The organism is Caldicellulosiruptor morganii, from assembly GCF_026810225.1.
GTDB classification, from domain to species: Bacteria; Bacillota; Thermoanaerobacteria; order Caldicellulosiruptorales; family Caldicellulosiruptoraceae; genus Caldicellulosiruptor; species Caldicellulosiruptor morganii.
The window spans coordinates 1,681,882-1,699,632 of the sequence record NZ_CP113865.1 but is presented as its reverse complement, the minus strand read 5'-3'; the positions used below and the strand labels follow the sequence as shown (position 1 = coordinate 1,699,632).

Here is a 17,751-nt window from a genome sequence, read left to right as displayed (position 1 = left end):
CACTGCTTAATTAGAGCTTTTGTGAAGGCAAAAACCTTCGCAAAAGCTTTTTTGTTTTGCAAATTAAATTGACTGATAGTCATTGACTGTTGTTCATTTGATGTGTTAAAATAAGCTGTGTAAATATTGAATAAGAGGTGAGGTGTGTGAGGACAATTTTAAAAAGACCCTGGGTGACTATTGTTCTTTGGGCTTTTATAGCTTTGTTCTTTGTAATCACTATGCCCGATATAAACAAATTGGTGCGTTTAAAAGGTGAGCCCAGGATTGGCAGCACTTATCCGTCTCAAGTTGCAGCAGCTCTGGAAAAAGAATATCAGGGTGTTCCAAAAGATAAAAAGCTTTCAACAATAGCGATAGTATTTTATGACAGAAATGGTTTATCAGCAAAAGATTATTCGGTTGCAAGGCAGATAATTGATGAACTTGATACTAAAAAAGAGAAATACAGCGTGGGAAATGTTTCGACTCATTTTAAAAATTCAGAACTTAAAAGTTACTATGTATCACCCAACAATAAGGTTATACTTGTAAGCATTCAGGTAAACAAGACAAAGAGAGAAATTATTGAAATAAGAGATGATATTTACAGATATATTGACTCTGTTGAAAAACCAAAAAACCTGGAAATATATCTGACAGGTGGAGATTTAATAACCCAGGACTTTGTAAAGGCTTCTGAGGATGGTGTCAAAAAGACTGATATAATCACAATTGTTTTTATAATTATTGTTCTGGTTCTTGTTTTCCGCTCACCTGTGACTCCGATTGTTTCACTTTTGACAGTAGGCGTTTCATTTTTGGTTTCTCTGAGCCTGGTGGGACATTTAACGGATAGGTTCAATTTTCCAATCAATACCTTTACAAGGACTTTTATAGTTGTTTCGCTCTTTGGTATAGGAACTGATTATAATCTCCTGATTATTTCAAGATTCAAAGAGGAACTTGCAAACGGCAAAAACATAGATGAAGCTATATTGACTACTTACAAAACAGCGGGAAGAACTGTTATATTCAGCTGTCTTACTGTATTTGCTGGATTTTCGGCATTTGCAGCGGCATCTTTTAACTTTTTCAGGGCAATGGTAGCAATTGCAATAAGTGTGCTTGTGCTTTTGCTTGTGCTTTTGACTCTGGTCCCGGCTGTGTTAAAAATTTTTGGTAAAAATCTTCTGTGGCCTTTTAGCAAGGAGATAAAACACACTCACAGCAAACTATGGGAAAGTTTTGCAAGACTGTCAACAAAGTATCCTTATGTGGTTCTTACTACTGTTGTAATACTTTGCATACCATTTTTGTTATCTGTGCGTGGTGATCTGTCATTTAACACTTTAAATGAGCTTTCAGAAAAGTACAAATCAGTAAGAGGATTTAACATTATTTCTAAAAACTTCAGCATAGGCAAAACATTTCCTGTGACAATTTATTTAAAATCAGATCGCAGCCTGGCAACATCCGATGCTCTGGCAAGCATTGAAAAAATATCTGAAATTTTGAGCAAACAAGAGGGGATAAAAGAGGTTTATTCTGTAACAAGACCGCAGGGTAAGGTTATAGAAGAGTTCACTTTATCAAAACAGGCAGACACAGTTATTAGAGGTATTGACAGTGTCAAGGATGGACTTGTAAAAGTCAATTCTGCAATTGAAGAGATAAATAGAAATTTGAATATGTCCGCAAAGGAATTTGATGTGCAAAAGCTAATTTCAGGAATCTCACAGCTTGAAAATGGTATCTATACTGTAAAAGTATCACTTGAAAAGATAAATGATGGTTTTGCAAAGGGGTTGGATGGCTCGCAAAAAGTGTATGCAGGTCTTGAGGAGCTATCTAAAGGCAGTAGCAGGCTGTCTTCTGGTTTTAAAGAATTCTATAATCAATACACTGCATCTATAAATTCTTTGAAGGATAAAATGGCTGGATTTGATATCAGTCAAATTGAGCTTCTTGTGTCAAGCATAAAATCTGCAGGTCAAAATTTGAAAGCACTATCAGGTAAGTATCCGGAGCTGGCAAAGGATATCAATTACCTGATGGCTTTGGAAATAATCAGCAGGATAGAAGACCAGAGCAATGTTCTGGTATCTAAGGTAAAAGAGTTTTCTTCTGAATATCAAAATATTTCTAATAAGATTTCCGAAGCCGACAGAGCGCTAAAGCTTATTTCTTCTTCAATAGATGCTATATCAGCTGCTTCCAAACAGCTTGCCACAGCGCAAAGACAGATTGTTGATGGGTATACCAGGATTTATAATGGACAGAAAGAGGTTATTTCAGGCACTGAGCTGATGTATTCAAAACTGAAAGAGTTTGATACTCAAAAAGAACAGATACTAATGAAAGTAAACCAGCTTGAAACGGGGATTTCAAGTTTGAAGTCCGGGCTTTTGCAAATTTCTGATGCCCTTGAAAAAATGACAGATTCCATGCAAAAGTTCAAAGATTATTTTGAAGGATACAAAAACACAAATATATTCTATGTGCCACCCGGGGCTCTTGAAAGCAGTAATTTTGAAAAAGCACTGGATTCATACATGGATAAGAGCAGAAAAATAACAAAGATTATCCTTATCCTTGACACCAATCCTTATACAAACAAAGCAATAGATATTGTTGACAGTGTTGAAAAGGTTTTGAAAAACTCTTTGGAGTTTGTTGATACAAAATTCACTGAATTTGGTGTTGGCGGAATATCGTCAAGCAATCACGATTTGAAAAGCATCTATTTTAAAGATTTCAGGACTTTGAGACTCATAATGATAATTAGCATTTTGCTTTTGATGTTCATTATTTCAAAGTCAATATTCAATGCGGCAGCGGTTGTGGCAATAGTTTTTATTGATTACTATCTTGCACTTTCTATAACAGAGATGATTTTTAAAGGAATATTTAAATATGAAGCGCTCAACTGGGCGGTGCCATTTTTCACCTTTGTTGTGTTTTTGGCTCTGGGTATAGACTACAGCGTATTTTTGCTGATAAGATTTTATGAATACAGGAATTTGGAGCTTTCAGAGGCGCTAAGGTTTACCTCGGCAAACATCGGTCATGTTGTAACATCGGCTGTAATAATTTTGGCAGGCACGTTTGCGGCAATGCTGCCATCCGGGATTTTAACGCTCATGCAGGTTTCAGTGTGTGTTGTGATAGGACTTGTTTTGCTTGCATTTTTCCTGCTGCCACTTTTGTTCAATAGTTTGATGAGGATAAAAAAGGATATAGTATAAAAATGATCGGCTCATTGTCAAGTAGTGAGGTGGGTATCCTGAATGCCCACCTTTTTAGTTTTTTCAAATATACATTAAATGTTATACATACCTATTATAGGTAAACCAATCCAAAAAACCAATACCACACCCGCCCACTCATACAGTAGCTTTTTAAATATTCAAACCTTTCAACTTATCTACCAAAACTGTAAAAAATCCTCTTCCTAAATCTTTCAAAGTTCCTGTATCCAAATCCATTCCTCTTAAGTACCTTTATTTTGTTGTTAAAACCCTCTGTCGTACTATTTGTATATGAAACATCAAATGCATTTTACTGTTTCCGAAAACCAGCTTCTAAAAACCTTTACACATCTCATAAATTTATAAAAGTCCACTTCGCTTCTTCTTTTCTTCTATCCACTTTTTTAATATGAGTCTTGCTTCTTCAGAATTACTGCTCTTTAACACTCTCTTAAATTCTTCTTTGAGCTGATGGGCTTTTTTTCAAATCTTGGTTGCAGAAAAACATTACTTCTAATTATTCTCTTTGCTCAGGTTCAAGTTCTTCATAACTCTTCAATAATAATTTCCTGCTCCTCTTAAAATACTTTCTCAAATTACTTCCTAATTCCTTTTGTACTATTTTTCTCAAATTTTCTAAAGTCCAGTAAACATAGCAGACATATATTCTCTTTCTTATAATCAAATATGTTTTCTTGCCCATTATAGGTATGTCTTTTACCTTCTGTTTGTGATAATCATGTAGCTTAGTTGTAATATTACTATATTTATTACATTTATGGGATTTTGTCCCTGACTTATGCAAAGTTCTATTTCACTTTCTTCTCATTCATTTGATGAAGAATGATATCTTTAGATTTTAAAAGTTCAGTGAGATAGTAAAAATCGTGCTTTTTTAGTTTTACTCTGCCCCTGCAGTCAGGATAAGAACATCTGTCTGGTGGGTCAGGAAAATTGTAATCTTTTCTTCTTTGCAAATATTCTTCAATGTTATCATATGAAAAATTTTTTCGATTTTGAGCTGAATTAATTTAAGAAATGATAATTTATGACCCCTGTTGCATTTAATTTTACAACAAACAAGATATATTGAGAGAGGCAGATCTAATATTTAATGTTGAAATTTTTATATTATTGCACTATAATTTAATATAATCGCACTTGGTCATAATGTAAAAAGTTAAAAATGAAAACAAGAAGAATTAATGTAGCAATTGTTCAAGAGCAAGAAGGGGGAGTAAAATAATGAACAAATTTGATGATTTTCTTTATTCAAATTTTGGCAAAATTATTGGTGGAGTTATAGCGCTGATTATAGTTCTTTTGATTTTTGAAATAGGAATTCTTAAAACTGTAATTTTGTTGCTGGCGGTTGGAGTGGGTGTTTTTTTGGGCAAAAAGTATATCAAAGCTGAAAAGTTTAAAGATTTTTTTAAGTAAGATATAATATGGTGAGAAGGTGTTTTGTTTTATAACTAAAAAATGTAAAGGAGAGAAGATTGTGAGAAAAGGGAGAATATTTAAATTTGTATTTTTGGCTCTGATTTTGATTTGTGGACTTTTGGTTTTGTTCAGAGAGAACATTAAGAATTTTATTGACAATAATAGAGTGGTTTTGGTGGTGAATGATACTCAAATTAGAAAAAATGAGTATAAAATAAGATACAATACTTTGAAGGAAAATGCGATACAATTCTCTTCTCGGCAGGATATACTTGATCAGGTTATTAACGGCAAAAAATATCGTGACCTGTTGAAGGATGAATTGTTTGATGTTTTGATTGAAGAAACATTATGTTTGCAGGAAATAAAGAGACGAAATATTACTTTGAGCAGTGAGGAAAAGAAAGAAGTAGATAAATACATATCAGATATTAAGTCAAATTCTGAGATGTTGAAGTATTTTAATGAATATTTAAAGAAGATAGGATCAGATGAAAATCGTTTTCGAAAAGATTTAGAAAAGACCAGATTGATTAATAAGCTTTATAGTGCTGTTACTCAAAAAGTTACTGTAGGTGATAGTGAGATTAAAGATTATTATATGAAGAATATCAATGCATACAAAAAAGTAAAAATTTATGATATCTTTTTGGAAGTAAAAAACGGGTCCGAAGAAGCTGAGAAGAGAAAACTGGCTGAAAAACTTATAAAAGAGATTAAAAATGGTGCGGATATTTCTGAGCTTGCGAAAAAGTATTCTGATGATGCCATCACAAAGAAAAATGGAGGTATAATAGATTACTTTAGAAGAGGTGAGAAGGAGCAGAGTTATGGCAGTGTTTTTGAGGAGGAAGTTTTTAAACTTTCAAAAGGTGAGCTTAGCAACATTATAAAGACCAATTTGGGATATCATATTGTCAAGGTAATTGATGTTAAGACAATTCCCCTGGAAGAAGTTAAGGATGAAATAAGGTCAATTGTATTGAAAAACAAGAAAAATGAAGTATTTAACTTATTTTTAAAAAATTTGAAAGAATCATCTAAAATTAAAGTATTTAAAGAAAAAGTTAGTGAATTATAGGGTAGAGGGGTGGCAATGTTATGAAAATTTTAATGGTGGACGATGCTGTGTTTATAAGAAAAGTGCTGAAGGGAATATTGCAGGAGTTGGGTATTGAACTTGTTAGGGAAGCATCAAATGGGAGTGAAGCATTAAAGATTCTTAAAGAGTTTTCACCGGACGTTGTGACATTGGACATTACGCTACCGGATATGAGTGGTATTGAATTATTGAGGAAAATCAAGAGTATCAATCCTTCTGCAGATGTTATTATGATATCAGCTATAAACACTCACGACATTGTTAAGGAGGCGTTGAGAGAAGGAGCAGCTGGCTATATTACTAAGCCATTTTCACGCGAAAAAGTGGAGGAAGTGCTGAAAAGTTTGGAAAGAAAAAAGAAAGGGACAATACCGGAGGAAAAAGAAGAAGTAGATTTACAACAACAGCTTTCTCAACAATTTGATGGTTTTGGGCTTGAACAGAAGATTGAAACAGTACCGGTAAATGAACAAGAAAGCAGCAGTGTTATTCTAAATATTCCAAGAGATGTATTTGGTACGCAAGAAGAAATAAAACATGAAGAGATAGAAGAGACGGAACACAAAGATGTTTCAACATCACCTGTTGAGATTGAATCTTCGCCAAAATACAGCATTTTGACCGATATTAAGTTTGAACAGATAAATGATGAAGAGAGAGTTAACCTGTATTTTAACAAAAAAGAGGTTAATTATAGTATAGGAAGAATGAAGATTAGAAACGGCATTATGGTTACCATAGAAGATTGTCACAAGATGGCTTCAATTAGAGAAACATATGAATTAAACAGTGGAGTCATTGAGAGAGTAAAAATAAATGAAGTTGAAGGCAATTTATACATTTCAATAGAGACTAATGTTAGAAAATTTGACATTCGTGAGTTGGATGATGGACTTATTATCATATTCAGAAAAAGCAAGGGTCTTGTTGTCTACAACAAGACTCAGAGATTCCTTATGATTGACAATGTATCGCCCAATAGTGTAAAAATCAATAAGATTAATGAAAAAAATTATGTTGTTGAAATAGTATCAAGTGGAGCAACCTTTCAGGAAGGTGAGGAGATTGTAGAAGATCCCATTATAGACAGGTATGTAGTCTCCAGAAAAGGTAATGACTACATAGTTAATATTTTACTCAAAACCGAAGCAAGTTATGAGCTAATTGAAGGCAGAACTTCGCTGGGTATAAGATTTAATGAAATTAAAATTCTAAAAGACATTGATGTATTTTACACGCCTGAAGAAACGTTGCTTGAATTAATTACTAACTCCTCCAATGTTTCGGCAGATATTGAACAGGAACAGGACAAAAATATTGTTTATGTGTTTCTGAATGGTTTTATGGTTTCAGAGGAATTGTTGAGCAAAGAATTTACATTTAATGAAGAACCAATCGAAAGTTTGAAAGTTGTTTATGATAGTGAAAAAAATCAGGCATGTATTATTATTTACACTCCTATTAAAAAAGTTAACTTTATCAAACAGAAGGGCAAGAATCTAATTTCCTTGAAACCAAACAGAGCGTTTATTTTGTTTAATATATTCCAGGAAAGTGTTGTTTTTCAAAATATTAAACCCGATGAGCTGATGGTTGAATTTTTAGCAGAAACAAACGAGTTATATTTTAAAGTAAAAAATAGGTTTGTAAATTTAATAAAAGATCCAATGATAGATACCATCGAAGGTGAAACAGTTAGTTACATAGAAGTGAACAAAATATCAGAAGGTTATGAAGGCAAGATTGGTTTAAAAGGAAAGTGTAAATACAGAGTTGAATTATCCAGGGATAAAACTTCTACAGACATTTATATAGTTCCTGTAAGGAAACTCAATAAGGTTAATTCATTTGAGTATGAAGAAAAAGAGGGTAAGGCATATTTAAAGATCAAAGGAGAAGGAGAGTTAAATTTTGAGTGGAATTATGAAAAAAGTGAAAGCATATTAAATATAACTTTTAAAGAAGCTTCTTTGGGTAAAATTGAAAGTAGACACATAGATTTTACAGATCATTGTATCGAATGGATTCTGTTTGATGAAGATAATTATAATGCTTATGTTAAAGTTAAGACGTCAGTTGAAGATTTTGAAATTGAAAGGATAGATGCTGGTCTTGAAATTGAATTCAGATTGTTGCCGGTTGAAATAGTGATTGAGGAGGATGAAGATAAAGTCAGTGTTAAAGTTCCTGCTTTAAAGTGGCAGGAAGTTGAACTTAATAATGACATTGAGGAACAAACTGTTAACTTACAAATAAAAAGGAAAGACATATATTTAAGACCGGGTATAACATATTTAGAGAAAAATTATGTCATTAGAAAATATCAAATTATTAAAGAAGATGGATACAGAGTTGCATTTACAGCCAACACGATTGTTCGCCTGAACAGAAAAGACAGTTCTTCTGTTGAATTTACCATCGAGAAGTGTCCTGTGCTTCAGGAAATAAAAATTTTCCAGGGAGCATTGAGGTTTGAGTTAATTTTGAACTTTAATGTTAATAATGTTGGCTTGAAGGAAAGTTTTACAAAAGATAGTCATTTGGTTTTGAACTTGGGTGAAGTTGTTTTGGGGGATGGAGTAAAATTACCTGATAACTTTGAAAGAGGCATTGTCAGGAAGATAGAAATTGAAATGATTGGTGAAGATGTTGTTTTGGAGATTGAGAAAGTGTATTCGAAGATAAATATCATTCAGGAAGGAAGCAATCTGATTGTTAGATTTGATGTTGAAAAATGTGAGATTATAATAAATGAAGAGGAAATTGTTTTAAGGAATTTGAATGTAGAAAAGGTAGAGGAAAATATTATTGCAGAGAATAATCTGATAATATTCTATATTCCCAAAACAGAAGCTATGATAACAAGTGATTCCATTGTGTTGAATGGCAATATTTTGAATTATTTTGCCCTGGACAATGACTTGTCTGGAGAAGTATGGAAACTATATTTGGCTTTGAAAAGAGGTATTTCCTTAAATGATATACTGAAAGAAAAAGATGAGATTTATATTTTCGTTAAAGGAGAGAGTATTTGATGCCACGGGAAAGAAAACGTATTGGAGATATTCTGGTTGAATCAAAAATAATAACTCCTCAGCAGTTGGAAGAAATATTACAGTTGCAAAAAGAGACCAATAAGAAGCTTGGTGAGATTCTGGTTGAAAAAGGAATAATAAGTGAAGACGAACTGGTAGAACTGCTTGAATTTCAACTGGGGATACCTCACATTAAATTGGATATTTATCCAATAGATCCCAAAGCAATAGATTTTGTGTCAGAGCAGTTAGCCAGAAGACATACACTTATTCCGGTGGGTTTTGACGAAGAGGACAATTTAATTGTAGCTATGGCAGATCCTTTGAATATTTTCGCTATTGAAGATGTTGAAATTTATTCAGGGAGAAGGGTAGTGCCAAGAATTGCAAGAGCATCGGATATAATAAGAGCTATTGAAAGATACTATGGAAAGCAGGAAACATTGAAAGCGGTGGAAGAACTGCAGAAAGAAACTTCTGAGAGAGAGACGGCTGGACGGAGAGTTCAAATTACTCCCAGGTTTCAGCTTGGGTTAGAGGACGGCACAGAGGGGCCTGTTGTGCGGCTTGTAAATTCCATTTTTGAGCAGGCAATAACTTCAAGAGCAAGTGATATTCATATTGAGCCTTTTGAAAACCATGTGAAAGTTCGCTATAGAATTGATGGAGTTTTATATGATGTTTTAAAGCTTGACATTTCAATTTTACCTTCTTTAACTGCGAGAATAAAAGTTGTTGGAAACATGGATATTGCTGAGAAAAGGGTACCTCAGGATGGAAGAACCACCTATATCCTTTATGACAGGATTTATGATATGAGAATTTCTTCGTTGCCAACAGTTTTTGGGGAAAAGATAGTTGTGAGAGTTATAGATAAAAGTGCTTTTGTGAAATCCAAAACTGAACTGGGTTTGACAAAGGATGATTTGGAAAAGTATGAAAAATTAATAGCAGCACCGCATGGAATTATACTTGTATGTGGACCTACTGGAAGTGGTAAGTCAACAACTTTGTACACCATTTTGAATGAACTTAATACAGGATTAAGAAACATTATAACTGTTGAGGACCCTGTTGAGAGTACAATTGAAGGCATCAATCAGGTTGAAGTGAACGTAAAGGCAGGTCTTACGTTTGCAGCCGCTCTTCGTTCAATTTTGAGGCAGGACCCGGATATAATTATGATCGGTGAGATTCGAGATAAAGAGACGGCTGATATGGCAATAAGAGCTGCTATTACAGGGCATTTGGTGCTATCCACCATTCATACAAATGATGCAGCAAGTGCTGTTACACGCCTGGTTGATATGGGGATTGATAACTTTCTCATCAGCTCTTCACTGGTCGGGGTAATTTCTCAGCGTCTTGTTCGAAAACTTTGCCCGTACTGCAAGGTAGAATATGAAGCAAATGAGGAAGAAAAAATGCTTCTTGATATTGAATCTGAAAATGTGGTAAAATTATATAAGAAGGATGGCTGTCATATTTGTGAGGGTAAAGGTTATTTTGGACGAACAGGTATATATGAGATATTGTTGGTAACGAGGGAATTGAGAAAGCTGATAAACAAAAAGGACGTGAGCAGTGAAGAAATAAAAGAATTGGCCATAAAAGAAGGGATGAAGACACTGAAAGAAGCATGTAGAGAAAGGGTTTTATCGGGGATTACTTCAGTGGAGGAGTTTTTAAAAGTTACCTATGCGATAGAATCATAAGAGGGAGTTATGAGGTAAAAGGAGGTTATACAAGTTATGCATATAAATGAGATTCTGACAGAAGCATTTCTAAAAAACGCGTCTGACATTCATATTACACCGGGGGTGCCACCTGTTTTTCGAATACACGGCAAACTTGTGAAAATGGAAGACGAAGATAATCTCACCGCCGAGATGGTTGAGGAATATGTGCGACAGATTCTGACTCCCGAGCAATTCAGCAAACTTGAAGAGGTGGGTGAGCTGGACTTTTCTTACAGTATAAGAGGGGTAAGCAGATTCAGAGTAAATGCTTACAAGCAACGTGGTTCATATTCAATAGCTTTCAGAGTGATTACCGCCAATATACCAGCTTTTGAAAGTCTGGGTCTTCCTGCTGTTTTAAAAGAATTTACAAAATTAAATAAAGGGCTTGTACTGGTAACAGGTCCCACGGGCTCGGGTAAATCAACAACTCTGGCTTCGTTAATTGATATAATGAATAGTGAAAGAGATTTACATATTATAACACTGGAAGATCCTATTGAGTATTTGCATAAACATAAAAAAAGTATAATCAATCAGAGGGAAATAGGAAATGATACAAAAAGCTTTGCTAATGCTCTGAGAGCAGCACTGCGTGAAGATCCAGATGTTATCCTGGTTGGTGAGATGAGAGATCTGGAAACCATCTCTATTGCGCTAACAGCTGCTGAGACCGGTCACGTTGTGTTTTCAACTCTGCATACGGTTGGTGCTGCAAAGACCATAGATCGTATAATTGACGTGTTTCCTCCACATCAACAGCAGCAGATTAGAGTTCAGCTATCTACTGTTCTTCAGGGTGTTGTTTCACAGCAACTTTTGACAAGACGCGATGGAAAAGGTCGAGTTGTTGCAACAGAGGTAATGATTTGTAATCCTGCTATAAGAAATCTTATTAGAGAGAACAAGACTTATCAAATACCGTCCATAATTCAAACACATCAGCGGGTTGGTATGATAACTATGGAACAGTCTTTGATAGAACTTTACAAACGAGGGCTTATTACAAGAGATGATGCATATGCTCATGCAACTGATTTCGACTATATGGAAAAGTTATTGTCTGCTTGAGGTAAGATTAAACATTCAAAGTAAAATTTAAAAGGGGAGAAGGTTTAAGATGCCCGAATACATATTTACTGCTCTTGATGAGACGGGTAAAGAGATAAAAGGGTCATTGATTGCTGATACTCCTGAAAGCGCTTCTGAAAGTCTGAAAAGGAGAAATCTTTATGTAGTTGATTTAAGAGAAAAAGGAGTTTTGCAAAAGGAAATAGCACCATCATTTAGAAAAAAGATAGCTTTAAAAGATTTATCCATTTTTTGCAGACAAATGGCCACAATGCTGATGTCGGGTATTCCGCTTGTGACAGCTCTGGAGGTTGTTGCCGAGCAATTCAAAGGAAAAAATCTCGGGAAAGATATCGAAGATATAAGTCAGAAGGTTAAAGGTGGGACTGTTTTATCGGCAGCACTGGAAGAAAAAAAAGGAAGATTTCCGGCAATTCTTATTAACACCATTGCAGCCGGTGAGATGTCGGGTTCTCTTGATGAAGCGTTTGACAGAATGGCAACCCACTTTGAAAAGGAAATGAAGCTCAGGCAGAAAATAGTCAATGCATTGATTTACCCCGTGCTTGTCATATTGATAGGTTTAGCGGTTGCAGTTTTGATGTTGCTGATTGTTATACCTACATTTGTTAAGATATTTAAGGAGCTGAATGTTGACCTTCCAGCACCAACCAGACTGTTGATAGGAGTCAGTGAATTTTTAACTTCAAACTTGATAATAATAGTTCTGGTAGTTTTAGCTCTGATTTTTGCCTACTATTTTGCAAAAGCCAGCGAAAAGGGAGGATATTATATTGACAGGTTCAAATTAAAAATTCCACTGGTAGGGAATGTGATTCTGGGGCAGATAGTTGTCAGATTTGCAAGAACTCTGGGGACCATGCTTTCTGCCGGTGTGAGCCTTGTAATAGCTCTGGAGACTACAAGGAATGTTTTGACGAATAAATACATTGAAAAGGAATTTGAGAAGATAATTGAAATGGTAGAAAGCGGGCAGGGGCTGAGTGACCCCATCAGTCAGGTTCCTGTATTTCCCCGACTGCTTGAGATTATGATAAGAACAGGTGAGGAAAGTGGCAATGTTGAGCTAATGCTAACAAAAGCTGCTGATTACTTTGAAAATGAGGTGGAGAATCAGGTAACAAGGCTTACCACAATTTTTGAGCCATTGATGATTGTACTGTTAGCTGTAATGATAGGATTCTTGATGGTATCAATTTACCTGCCGATGTTCAAGATGTACGGAAGCATAGGTGTGCAGTAATGGGGATAAAGTGCAGGAAAATTTTGGATTCAAGGAAGTGAGCAAAGAGTATTATGAAGCCTGAAAAAGGTTTTACGCTTATTGAGCTTGTGGTTGTTATGGTTATTGTGGCTGTGCTTGGAGCAATTGTGTTTCCGCAGGTTATGAAAAGTTTAAACCGGGCTAAGGTTGTGGCAGATGTCAAGGCGGCAAAAGAAATAGCACAGTCGTTCTATCTGTGGGAGATTGAACAAAACACTTTGCTTTCAGATATAATTTTAGATAACAATTTTCATGAAATAACTGGGGATGTGATAAATCTGGATGCAAATCACTTTATAAAACTGAGTGACTATATTTCAGGGGGTACCCCAAAGCCAACCCTAAACAGGAATTACAGTTTTTATTACCGGTTTGACAGTGTTTTAAAGGTTTATGCCGGAGATGGCACAAACTTTTGGGAGCTTTATCCCAACTTTGATAAAAGCTATAAATAAAGGGAGGGTGATTTAATATGATGGCTTATCTTGTTAAGCAGATTAACAGGAAAAAACAGAGGTTTTACATTGATTGAAATGGTTATTGTTATGGCTATTATTGCAATATTGATTGCAATAATTGTTCCGCAGGTCATGAAGCAGATTAACAGGGCAAGAGCAACATCAGATGCATCAAGTGCAAAGCAGATTGCAACTGCTCTGTTGCAGGCAATAGCCGATGGCTATGTTATTCCGTCAACTTCCAATGCAACTGCTTTGGCAAGTGTGAACCTTACACCACCAGGTGGTGGTAGTGCTGAGAGTGCCCAAGATGTTGTAAAAAAATATCTTGGTGATAATTTCTCTTTCAAAACAAGACTTTCCAACCAAGATTATTATTTGAAATTTACCCCTTCTGATGAGAAGATAGAGATTTATACAAAGACCAGTGATGGAAACACAGAAGTTATGCTCTATCCAACACCGGATTATGCTAGATACAAATAATGCAACAGTGGGTAGCATGGTGAGGTTTTTATGAAATGATTGCGTGATGAGGGTTGGTGTAAAAGGTGCCCCTTGATTTTATAAAAATATTTTGAAAAAAGAAAAAGTCAGGGGAAATGGATTTTGAGAGGTTTTGGAATGTTTGGGATTTTTGCATTTGTCATGGGGCTTGTGATTGGCAGTTTTTTGAATGTTTGTATTTACAGACTTCCCAGAGGGGAATCCATAATAGCACCAGGAAGCAGATGTCCGAGGTGCGGAAAAAGACTGGGTTGGTTTGAGCTTATTCCTGTTTTGAGCTATTTGATCCAAAAAGGCAGATGTCGTGGCTGCAGGGAGAAAATCAGTATACAGTATCCTCTGGTGGAACTTTTGACAGGCTTAAATGCTATTATGGCGTTTAACTTTTATTTTTTTCAAAGCATATTGCTTGCTGTTTTGTTTTTTATCATAGGTTGCCTTTTGATATACATCGGTGCTGTTGATTTTAATACCTTTGAAATATCCACATTGAGCATAATTTTTCTTCTTGTTTTGAAAGCTGTGTTTGAAGTATTGAGGCTCAAACAGCCCGGTGCATTGCAGATAATGGGTTTATTTATGGGCTCGGTTTATTCTGCGTTGCTTGTTTTTATGATATATTTTATAACACGTGAAAGAGCAATGGGGCTGGGTGATGTGCTACTGCTGCTGGCAGGCGGTTTTGGTTTTAGTTTTGGCAAAGCAATTTTATGCAATATGCTGTCTTTTATAAGCGCTGCGATATACGGGATAATTTATATAGCGGCGACTCACAAATTGGAAGGTAAGGATTCGGTAAAAAAAGCAATTCCCTTTGGACCTTTCATTTCACTTGGAATTTATTTAACCATGGTTTTTGGTGAAAGGATTTTAGAGCTATATAAAACATACATGATAGGGTAGGTAATACATGATGAAGTATAAGGTTAAGAATGCAATGGAGGAAATAGTTGAAAAGTACTATGATGTTGTTATTGAGGACTTTAAAGATGCGGTTTGTACATGTGAAAAGTGCAGAGCCGATGTAATAGCACTGGCACTCAACAGGCTTCCCCCAAGGTATTATGTTACAGAGGAAGGTAAGATTTACTCAATGTTAAAGAGTATGGAATCTCAGTTTAGAGTTGACGTTATAGCAGCTTTGGCGGCTGCTATGTTTATAGTAAAGAACAATCAGAAGCATGATAAAGAGTTCAGAGATAAATGATTAAAGAGGGTATGTATAACATGAAAAGGAAGGGTTTTTCCCTTGTTGAGATGGTAATTGTTCTTGCTATTCTGGCAATAATTCTGAGCATTGCAATACCGAATTATTTATCCGGGAAAAACAGGGCTGAGGTGCAGAGTGCGGCAAATCAAATTGCCGATATGTTTCAGAAGTTGTATGATTTAGAAGACAAAGAGATGAACTATACAACCTACTACATAAAGATTAACAACTATATTGTTCCTGATTCAAGTGGAAATTATTATTTTCAGATTCAGCTTGTAAAACGGCAGGGCGGTTCAGAAGTAGTTTTGGACGAACTAAAAAGCAGCAGAGTGGAGATTGTTACACCAAATGATCTGATTGTCACCGGTTCAGGTCCTGTTTGGACATATATATGCTATGGCAATGATGGCAATTTGTGGAGATTTACTGGTTCACCTGCCGGGCAGAGTGTGTACTTTACATCTGCAAAGGAACTGGTGGTTAATATAAAAAATTTTGGTGGTGGGCGGTATAGAAAGACGGTTTTAATAAAGACCTCACCACCGGGGAGCGTAGAAGTTAAATGATAAAAGCAAGATTAAGAGGTCTTACTCTGGTTGAAATGATAATAGGTGTTGCAATACTGGGTATAATTTTAGCTGCTCTGTATTCTTTTTTTATCCAGAACTATAAAATCTCAGTTGAAACCTACAACACAGCCAGGATTGAAGGTGAGGCAAAGCGACTCAGCGACTCTCTGAGGCAATGGTTTGAGATGGCAGATCAAAGAAGTATAAATGTTTCTGTTTCATCAGCAGGGGATAAAATTGTTGAAATGGATGTATATGAAGCTCAACCTGCTGCATCCGGAGCTGTTGCTGGAACGTATCATGTAAAAGTTACATGGGTAAGTGCAAGCAAGTCAGTCGTAATAGAAAAAACCGGTAGCAGCCCCTACCAGATTTTAACCGGCAGGGTTACGTTTTTTGATAGTAGAATGATTGCTTTTGGAACTATAAAAAAGGTTGAAGTAGAATATGAAGTTTTTGTAACAAGACGTGCTTCGATGGATATTAAGCGCAAATATAAAGTATCGCATGTTTTAAGAACTGAATAAAACAGCTTTTATTTTCAAAGTTTGTTTATTGAGGTGAATGAAATGAGCGATAAAGTTGTTGTTGAAGTTGGAAAAAACTACGTGAGAGTGGTTGTTGGGAGTATAAAGGGAGATTACATTTATCCAGTTAAGTGGCATGAAAAAAATTTTAATGACCCTGTTATAAAAGAAGACACAAAAGTTGACGATGTTTTCTTGCAAATCCAGCTGAGAGAAATTTTCAAGGGTAAAGAATTTCCAAAAAACAATGTCAGAGTTGTGCTATGTGGTATTTCCAATATTTTAATTCGAGAAATAGAAGTTCCAATTGTAAAGGAAAACCAAATGTACAGCCTTATCAGAAACGAGGCAAAGCAATACTTCCCAATAAATTTAAATAACTATGTTTTGGACTATAAACAGCTTAAAGTTGTATCTGAAGGGAATACAAAAAAACAAAAAGTTCTCATGGTGGGCGTTCAGCGACAGATTATTGAGGGGTTGATAAATGCTTTCAGAAATGCTGGAATTAAAATTGGCAAAATAGATATTGAGCCAAACTCGGTTGTTAATCTCTTGAAACTGGAGAAAAATATTCGCGGTGATGATCAAACAGCGCCGTTTCTGGTGGCAAATATAAGCAGAAATGGGGTTAGTATATCTGTTGCATCAGAAGGGAAGCTTTTGATAACAAAGCTGTTCCCCATAATTCAGCTTGAAGAAATGTTTTCAGAAAAGGAAGGAAATGAGTATGAGTTCAGTGTAATAGAAGATACGATTGCTGAAAGTATATTGAAATTCTATGACTTTCTGCGAACACGCGAGGAGTCTATTAGAGAGGTAAACAAGTTATACCTGACGGGTGAAGTTTGTCAGCACATAGATGTAAGTTATATTATCCAAAAAAGGCTGAACATTGAGGTGGAATTGCTGGGAGAGCTAAAATGTGTAAAATCCTCTAAAATTCAGCGTGGAGAAATACTTACATATATTGCCGGGATCAGTGGAATTGTGTAATAATTTTGTGAGTGAAAGAGGAGGTGAATGATGCAATGCCACCGGTAAAGGATATAAATTTACTGGAAGCATATTACAAACAATTTCAGAAAGATGACAGCGGAGGAATAGGGCATTTATTATTTCTAATTGGTGCTTTTGCGTTTTTTTTGATTTTCAGTGCGATACTGATCACACAGTCAATTACGTATAGCATAAAAGTGGATACACTCAAAACCGAAGTTCAAACCAAAAGAATCACAGTTGATAAAATCAAAAGGGAGATGTTTATTGTAAAACTTTTTGAGATTAAAAAGGCATTTATAGACGAAAAATTTGCAGAAAACAGGAAGCTAAAAGATGTCTTGTTGACTGTTGAAAAACTTCTGCCTGTGGATGTTTCCATGGAATCTCTGCAGATTGAGGATGGAAAAATGACATGCAATCTTGCAGCCAAAAAGTTGGAAAGTGTTGTTCAGTTTGTTTACAATGTTCAAAATGATTCACACTTTACGAATATAACATTTAACGGTGCAAGCGAAAATGAAGGGACTTTGAATGCTGTCGTAATGGCTGAAATTGCAAAATAAAATCAAG

Annotated in this window: 17 protein-coding genes and 1 pseudogene; 15 read left to right on the top strand and 3 right to left on the bottom strand. The window is 35.4% G+C overall.

Translation table 11 applies throughout. The features are described 5' to 3' along the window. Window positions 1-146 precede the first annotated feature (146 nt). On the top strand, window positions 147-3,227 hold the full coding sequence (locus tag OTK00_RS08455) for an MMPL family transporter (protein WP_045169854.1): 3,081 nt from the start codon (window positions 147-149) through the stop codon (window positions 3,225-3,227). A gap of 175 nt (window positions 3,228-3,402) precedes the next feature. Here the strand turns inward: OTK00_RS08455 and OTK00_RS12240 are convergent, their stop codons facing one another. The 3 genes and pseudogenes from OTK00_RS12240 to OTK00_RS08440 all read right to left on the bottom strand — a co-directional run. Next, window positions 3,403-3,486 carry a hypothetical protein gene (locus OTK00_RS12240; RefSeq protein ID WP_408612658.1) on the bottom strand — a complete coding sequence of 28 codons (84 nt, stop codon included), beginning with the start codon at window positions 3,484-3,486 and terminating at the stop codon, window positions 3,403-3,405. Window positions 3,487-3,747: 261 nt separating this feature from the next. Continuing rightward, window positions 3,748-3,933 carry a transposase gene (locus OTK00_RS08445; RefSeq protein WP_052670927.1) on the bottom strand — a complete coding sequence of 62 codons (186 nt, stop codon included), beginning with the start codon at window positions 3,931-3,933 and terminating at the stop codon, window positions 3,748-3,750. A gap of 3 nt (window positions 3,934-3,936) precedes the next feature. Further along, window positions 3,937-4,035, bottom strand: a pseudogene (locus OTK00_RS08440) (hypothetical protein); the annotation flags it as partial. Between the two features lie 440 nt (window positions 4,036-4,475). Between OTK00_RS08440 and OTK00_RS08435 the strand changes: the two are divergent. The 14 genes from OTK00_RS08435 to OTK00_RS08370 all read left to right on the top strand — a co-directional run bounded on the left by OTK00_RS08435 (window position 4,476) and on the right by OTK00_RS08370 (window position 17,744). Beyond that, window positions 4,476-4,670, top strand: coding sequence for a DUF2273 domain-containing protein (locus OTK00_RS08435; RefSeq protein WP_045169853.1), 195 nt, complete (start codon window positions 4,476-4,478; stop codon window positions 4,668-4,670). Between the two features lie 61 nt (window positions 4,671-4,731). Then, a complete protein-coding gene (locus tag OTK00_RS08430) occupies window positions 4,732-5,754 on the top strand; it encodes a peptidylprolyl isomerase (protein ID WP_045169852.1) in 1,023 nt (340 codons plus the stop codon). 20 nt (window positions 5,755-5,774) lie between these two features. Next, window positions 5,775-8,810, top strand: a complete 3,036-nt coding sequence (locus tag OTK00_RS08425) for a response regulator (RefSeq protein ID WP_082054641.1) — start codon at window positions 5,775-5,777, stop codon at window positions 8,808-8,810. Further along, a complete protein-coding gene (locus OTK00_RS08420) occupies window positions 8,810-10,525 on the top strand; it encodes a GspE/PulE family protein (protein ID WP_045169851.1) in 1,716 nt (571 codons plus the stop codon). The genes OTK00_RS08425 and OTK00_RS08420 overlap by 1 nt, the downstream gene beginning before the upstream one ends. A gap of 36 nt (window positions 10,526-10,561) precedes the next feature. After that, the gene (locus tag OTK00_RS08415) at window positions 10,562-11,620 is read left to right on the top strand and encodes a type IV pilus twitching motility protein PilT (RefSeq protein ID WP_045169850.1); all 1,059 of its coding nucleotides are present in this window, start codon (window positions 10,562-10,564) and stop codon (window positions 11,618-11,620) included. Window positions 11,621-11,669: 49 nt separating this feature from the next. Continuing rightward, window positions 11,670-12,884 (top strand): type II secretion system F family protein, encoded by a 1,215-nt coding sequence (locus OTK00_RS08410; protein WP_045169849.1) that lies wholly within the window; start codon window positions 11,670-11,672, stop codon window positions 12,882-12,884. 53 nt (window positions 12,885-12,937) lie between these two features. Next, window positions 12,938-13,360: a type II secretion system protein gene (locus tag OTK00_RS08405; protein ID WP_045169848.1), complete on the top strand. Its 423-nt coding sequence runs from the start codon at window positions 12,938-12,940 to the stop codon at window positions 13,358-13,360. A 78-nt stretch (window positions 13,361-13,438) separates the two neighbouring features. Continuing rightward, entirely contained in the window at window positions 13,439-13,849 is a 411-nt protein-coding gene (locus OTK00_RS08400; RefSeq protein ID WP_045170214.1) for a hypothetical protein, read from the top strand. 138 nt (window positions 13,850-13,987) lie between these two features. After that, window positions 13,988-14,773 carry a prepilin peptidase gene (locus tag OTK00_RS08395; RefSeq protein WP_045170213.1) on the top strand — a complete coding sequence of 262 codons (786 nt, stop codon included), beginning with the start codon at window positions 13,988-13,990 and terminating at the stop codon, window positions 14,771-14,773. A 10-nt stretch (window positions 14,774-14,783) separates the two neighbouring features. Continuing rightward, window positions 14,784-15,077, top strand: coding sequence for a late competence development ComFB family protein (locus OTK00_RS08390; RefSeq protein ID WP_045170212.1), 294 nt, complete (start codon window positions 14,784-14,786; stop codon window positions 15,075-15,077). 20 nt (window positions 15,078-15,097) lie between these two features. Further along, window positions 15,098-15,649 (top strand): prepilin-type N-terminal cleavage/methylation domain-containing protein, encoded by a 552-nt coding sequence (locus tag OTK00_RS08385; RefSeq protein ID WP_045170211.1) that lies wholly within the window; start codon window positions 15,098-15,100, stop codon window positions 15,647-15,649. Continuing rightward, entirely contained in the window at window positions 15,646-16,179 is a 534-nt protein-coding gene (locus OTK00_RS08380) for a PilW family protein (protein ID WP_045169847.1), read from the top strand. The genes OTK00_RS08385 and OTK00_RS08380 overlap by 4 nt, the downstream gene beginning before the upstream one ends. 42 nt (window positions 16,180-16,221) lie before the next feature. Continuing rightward, window positions 16,222-17,175 (top strand): pilus assembly protein PilM, encoded by a 954-nt coding sequence (gene pilM / locus OTK00_RS08375; RefSeq protein WP_045169846.1) that lies wholly within the window; start codon window positions 16,222-16,224, stop codon window positions 17,173-17,175. A 35-nt stretch (window positions 17,176-17,210) separates the two neighbouring features. Next, on the top strand, window positions 17,211-17,744 hold the full coding sequence (locus OTK00_RS08370) for a C2 domain-containing protein (RefSeq protein ID WP_045169845.1): 534 nt from the start codon (window positions 17,211-17,213) through the stop codon (window positions 17,742-17,744). The last annotated feature ends 7 nt before the right edge of the window (window positions 17,745-17,751 follow it).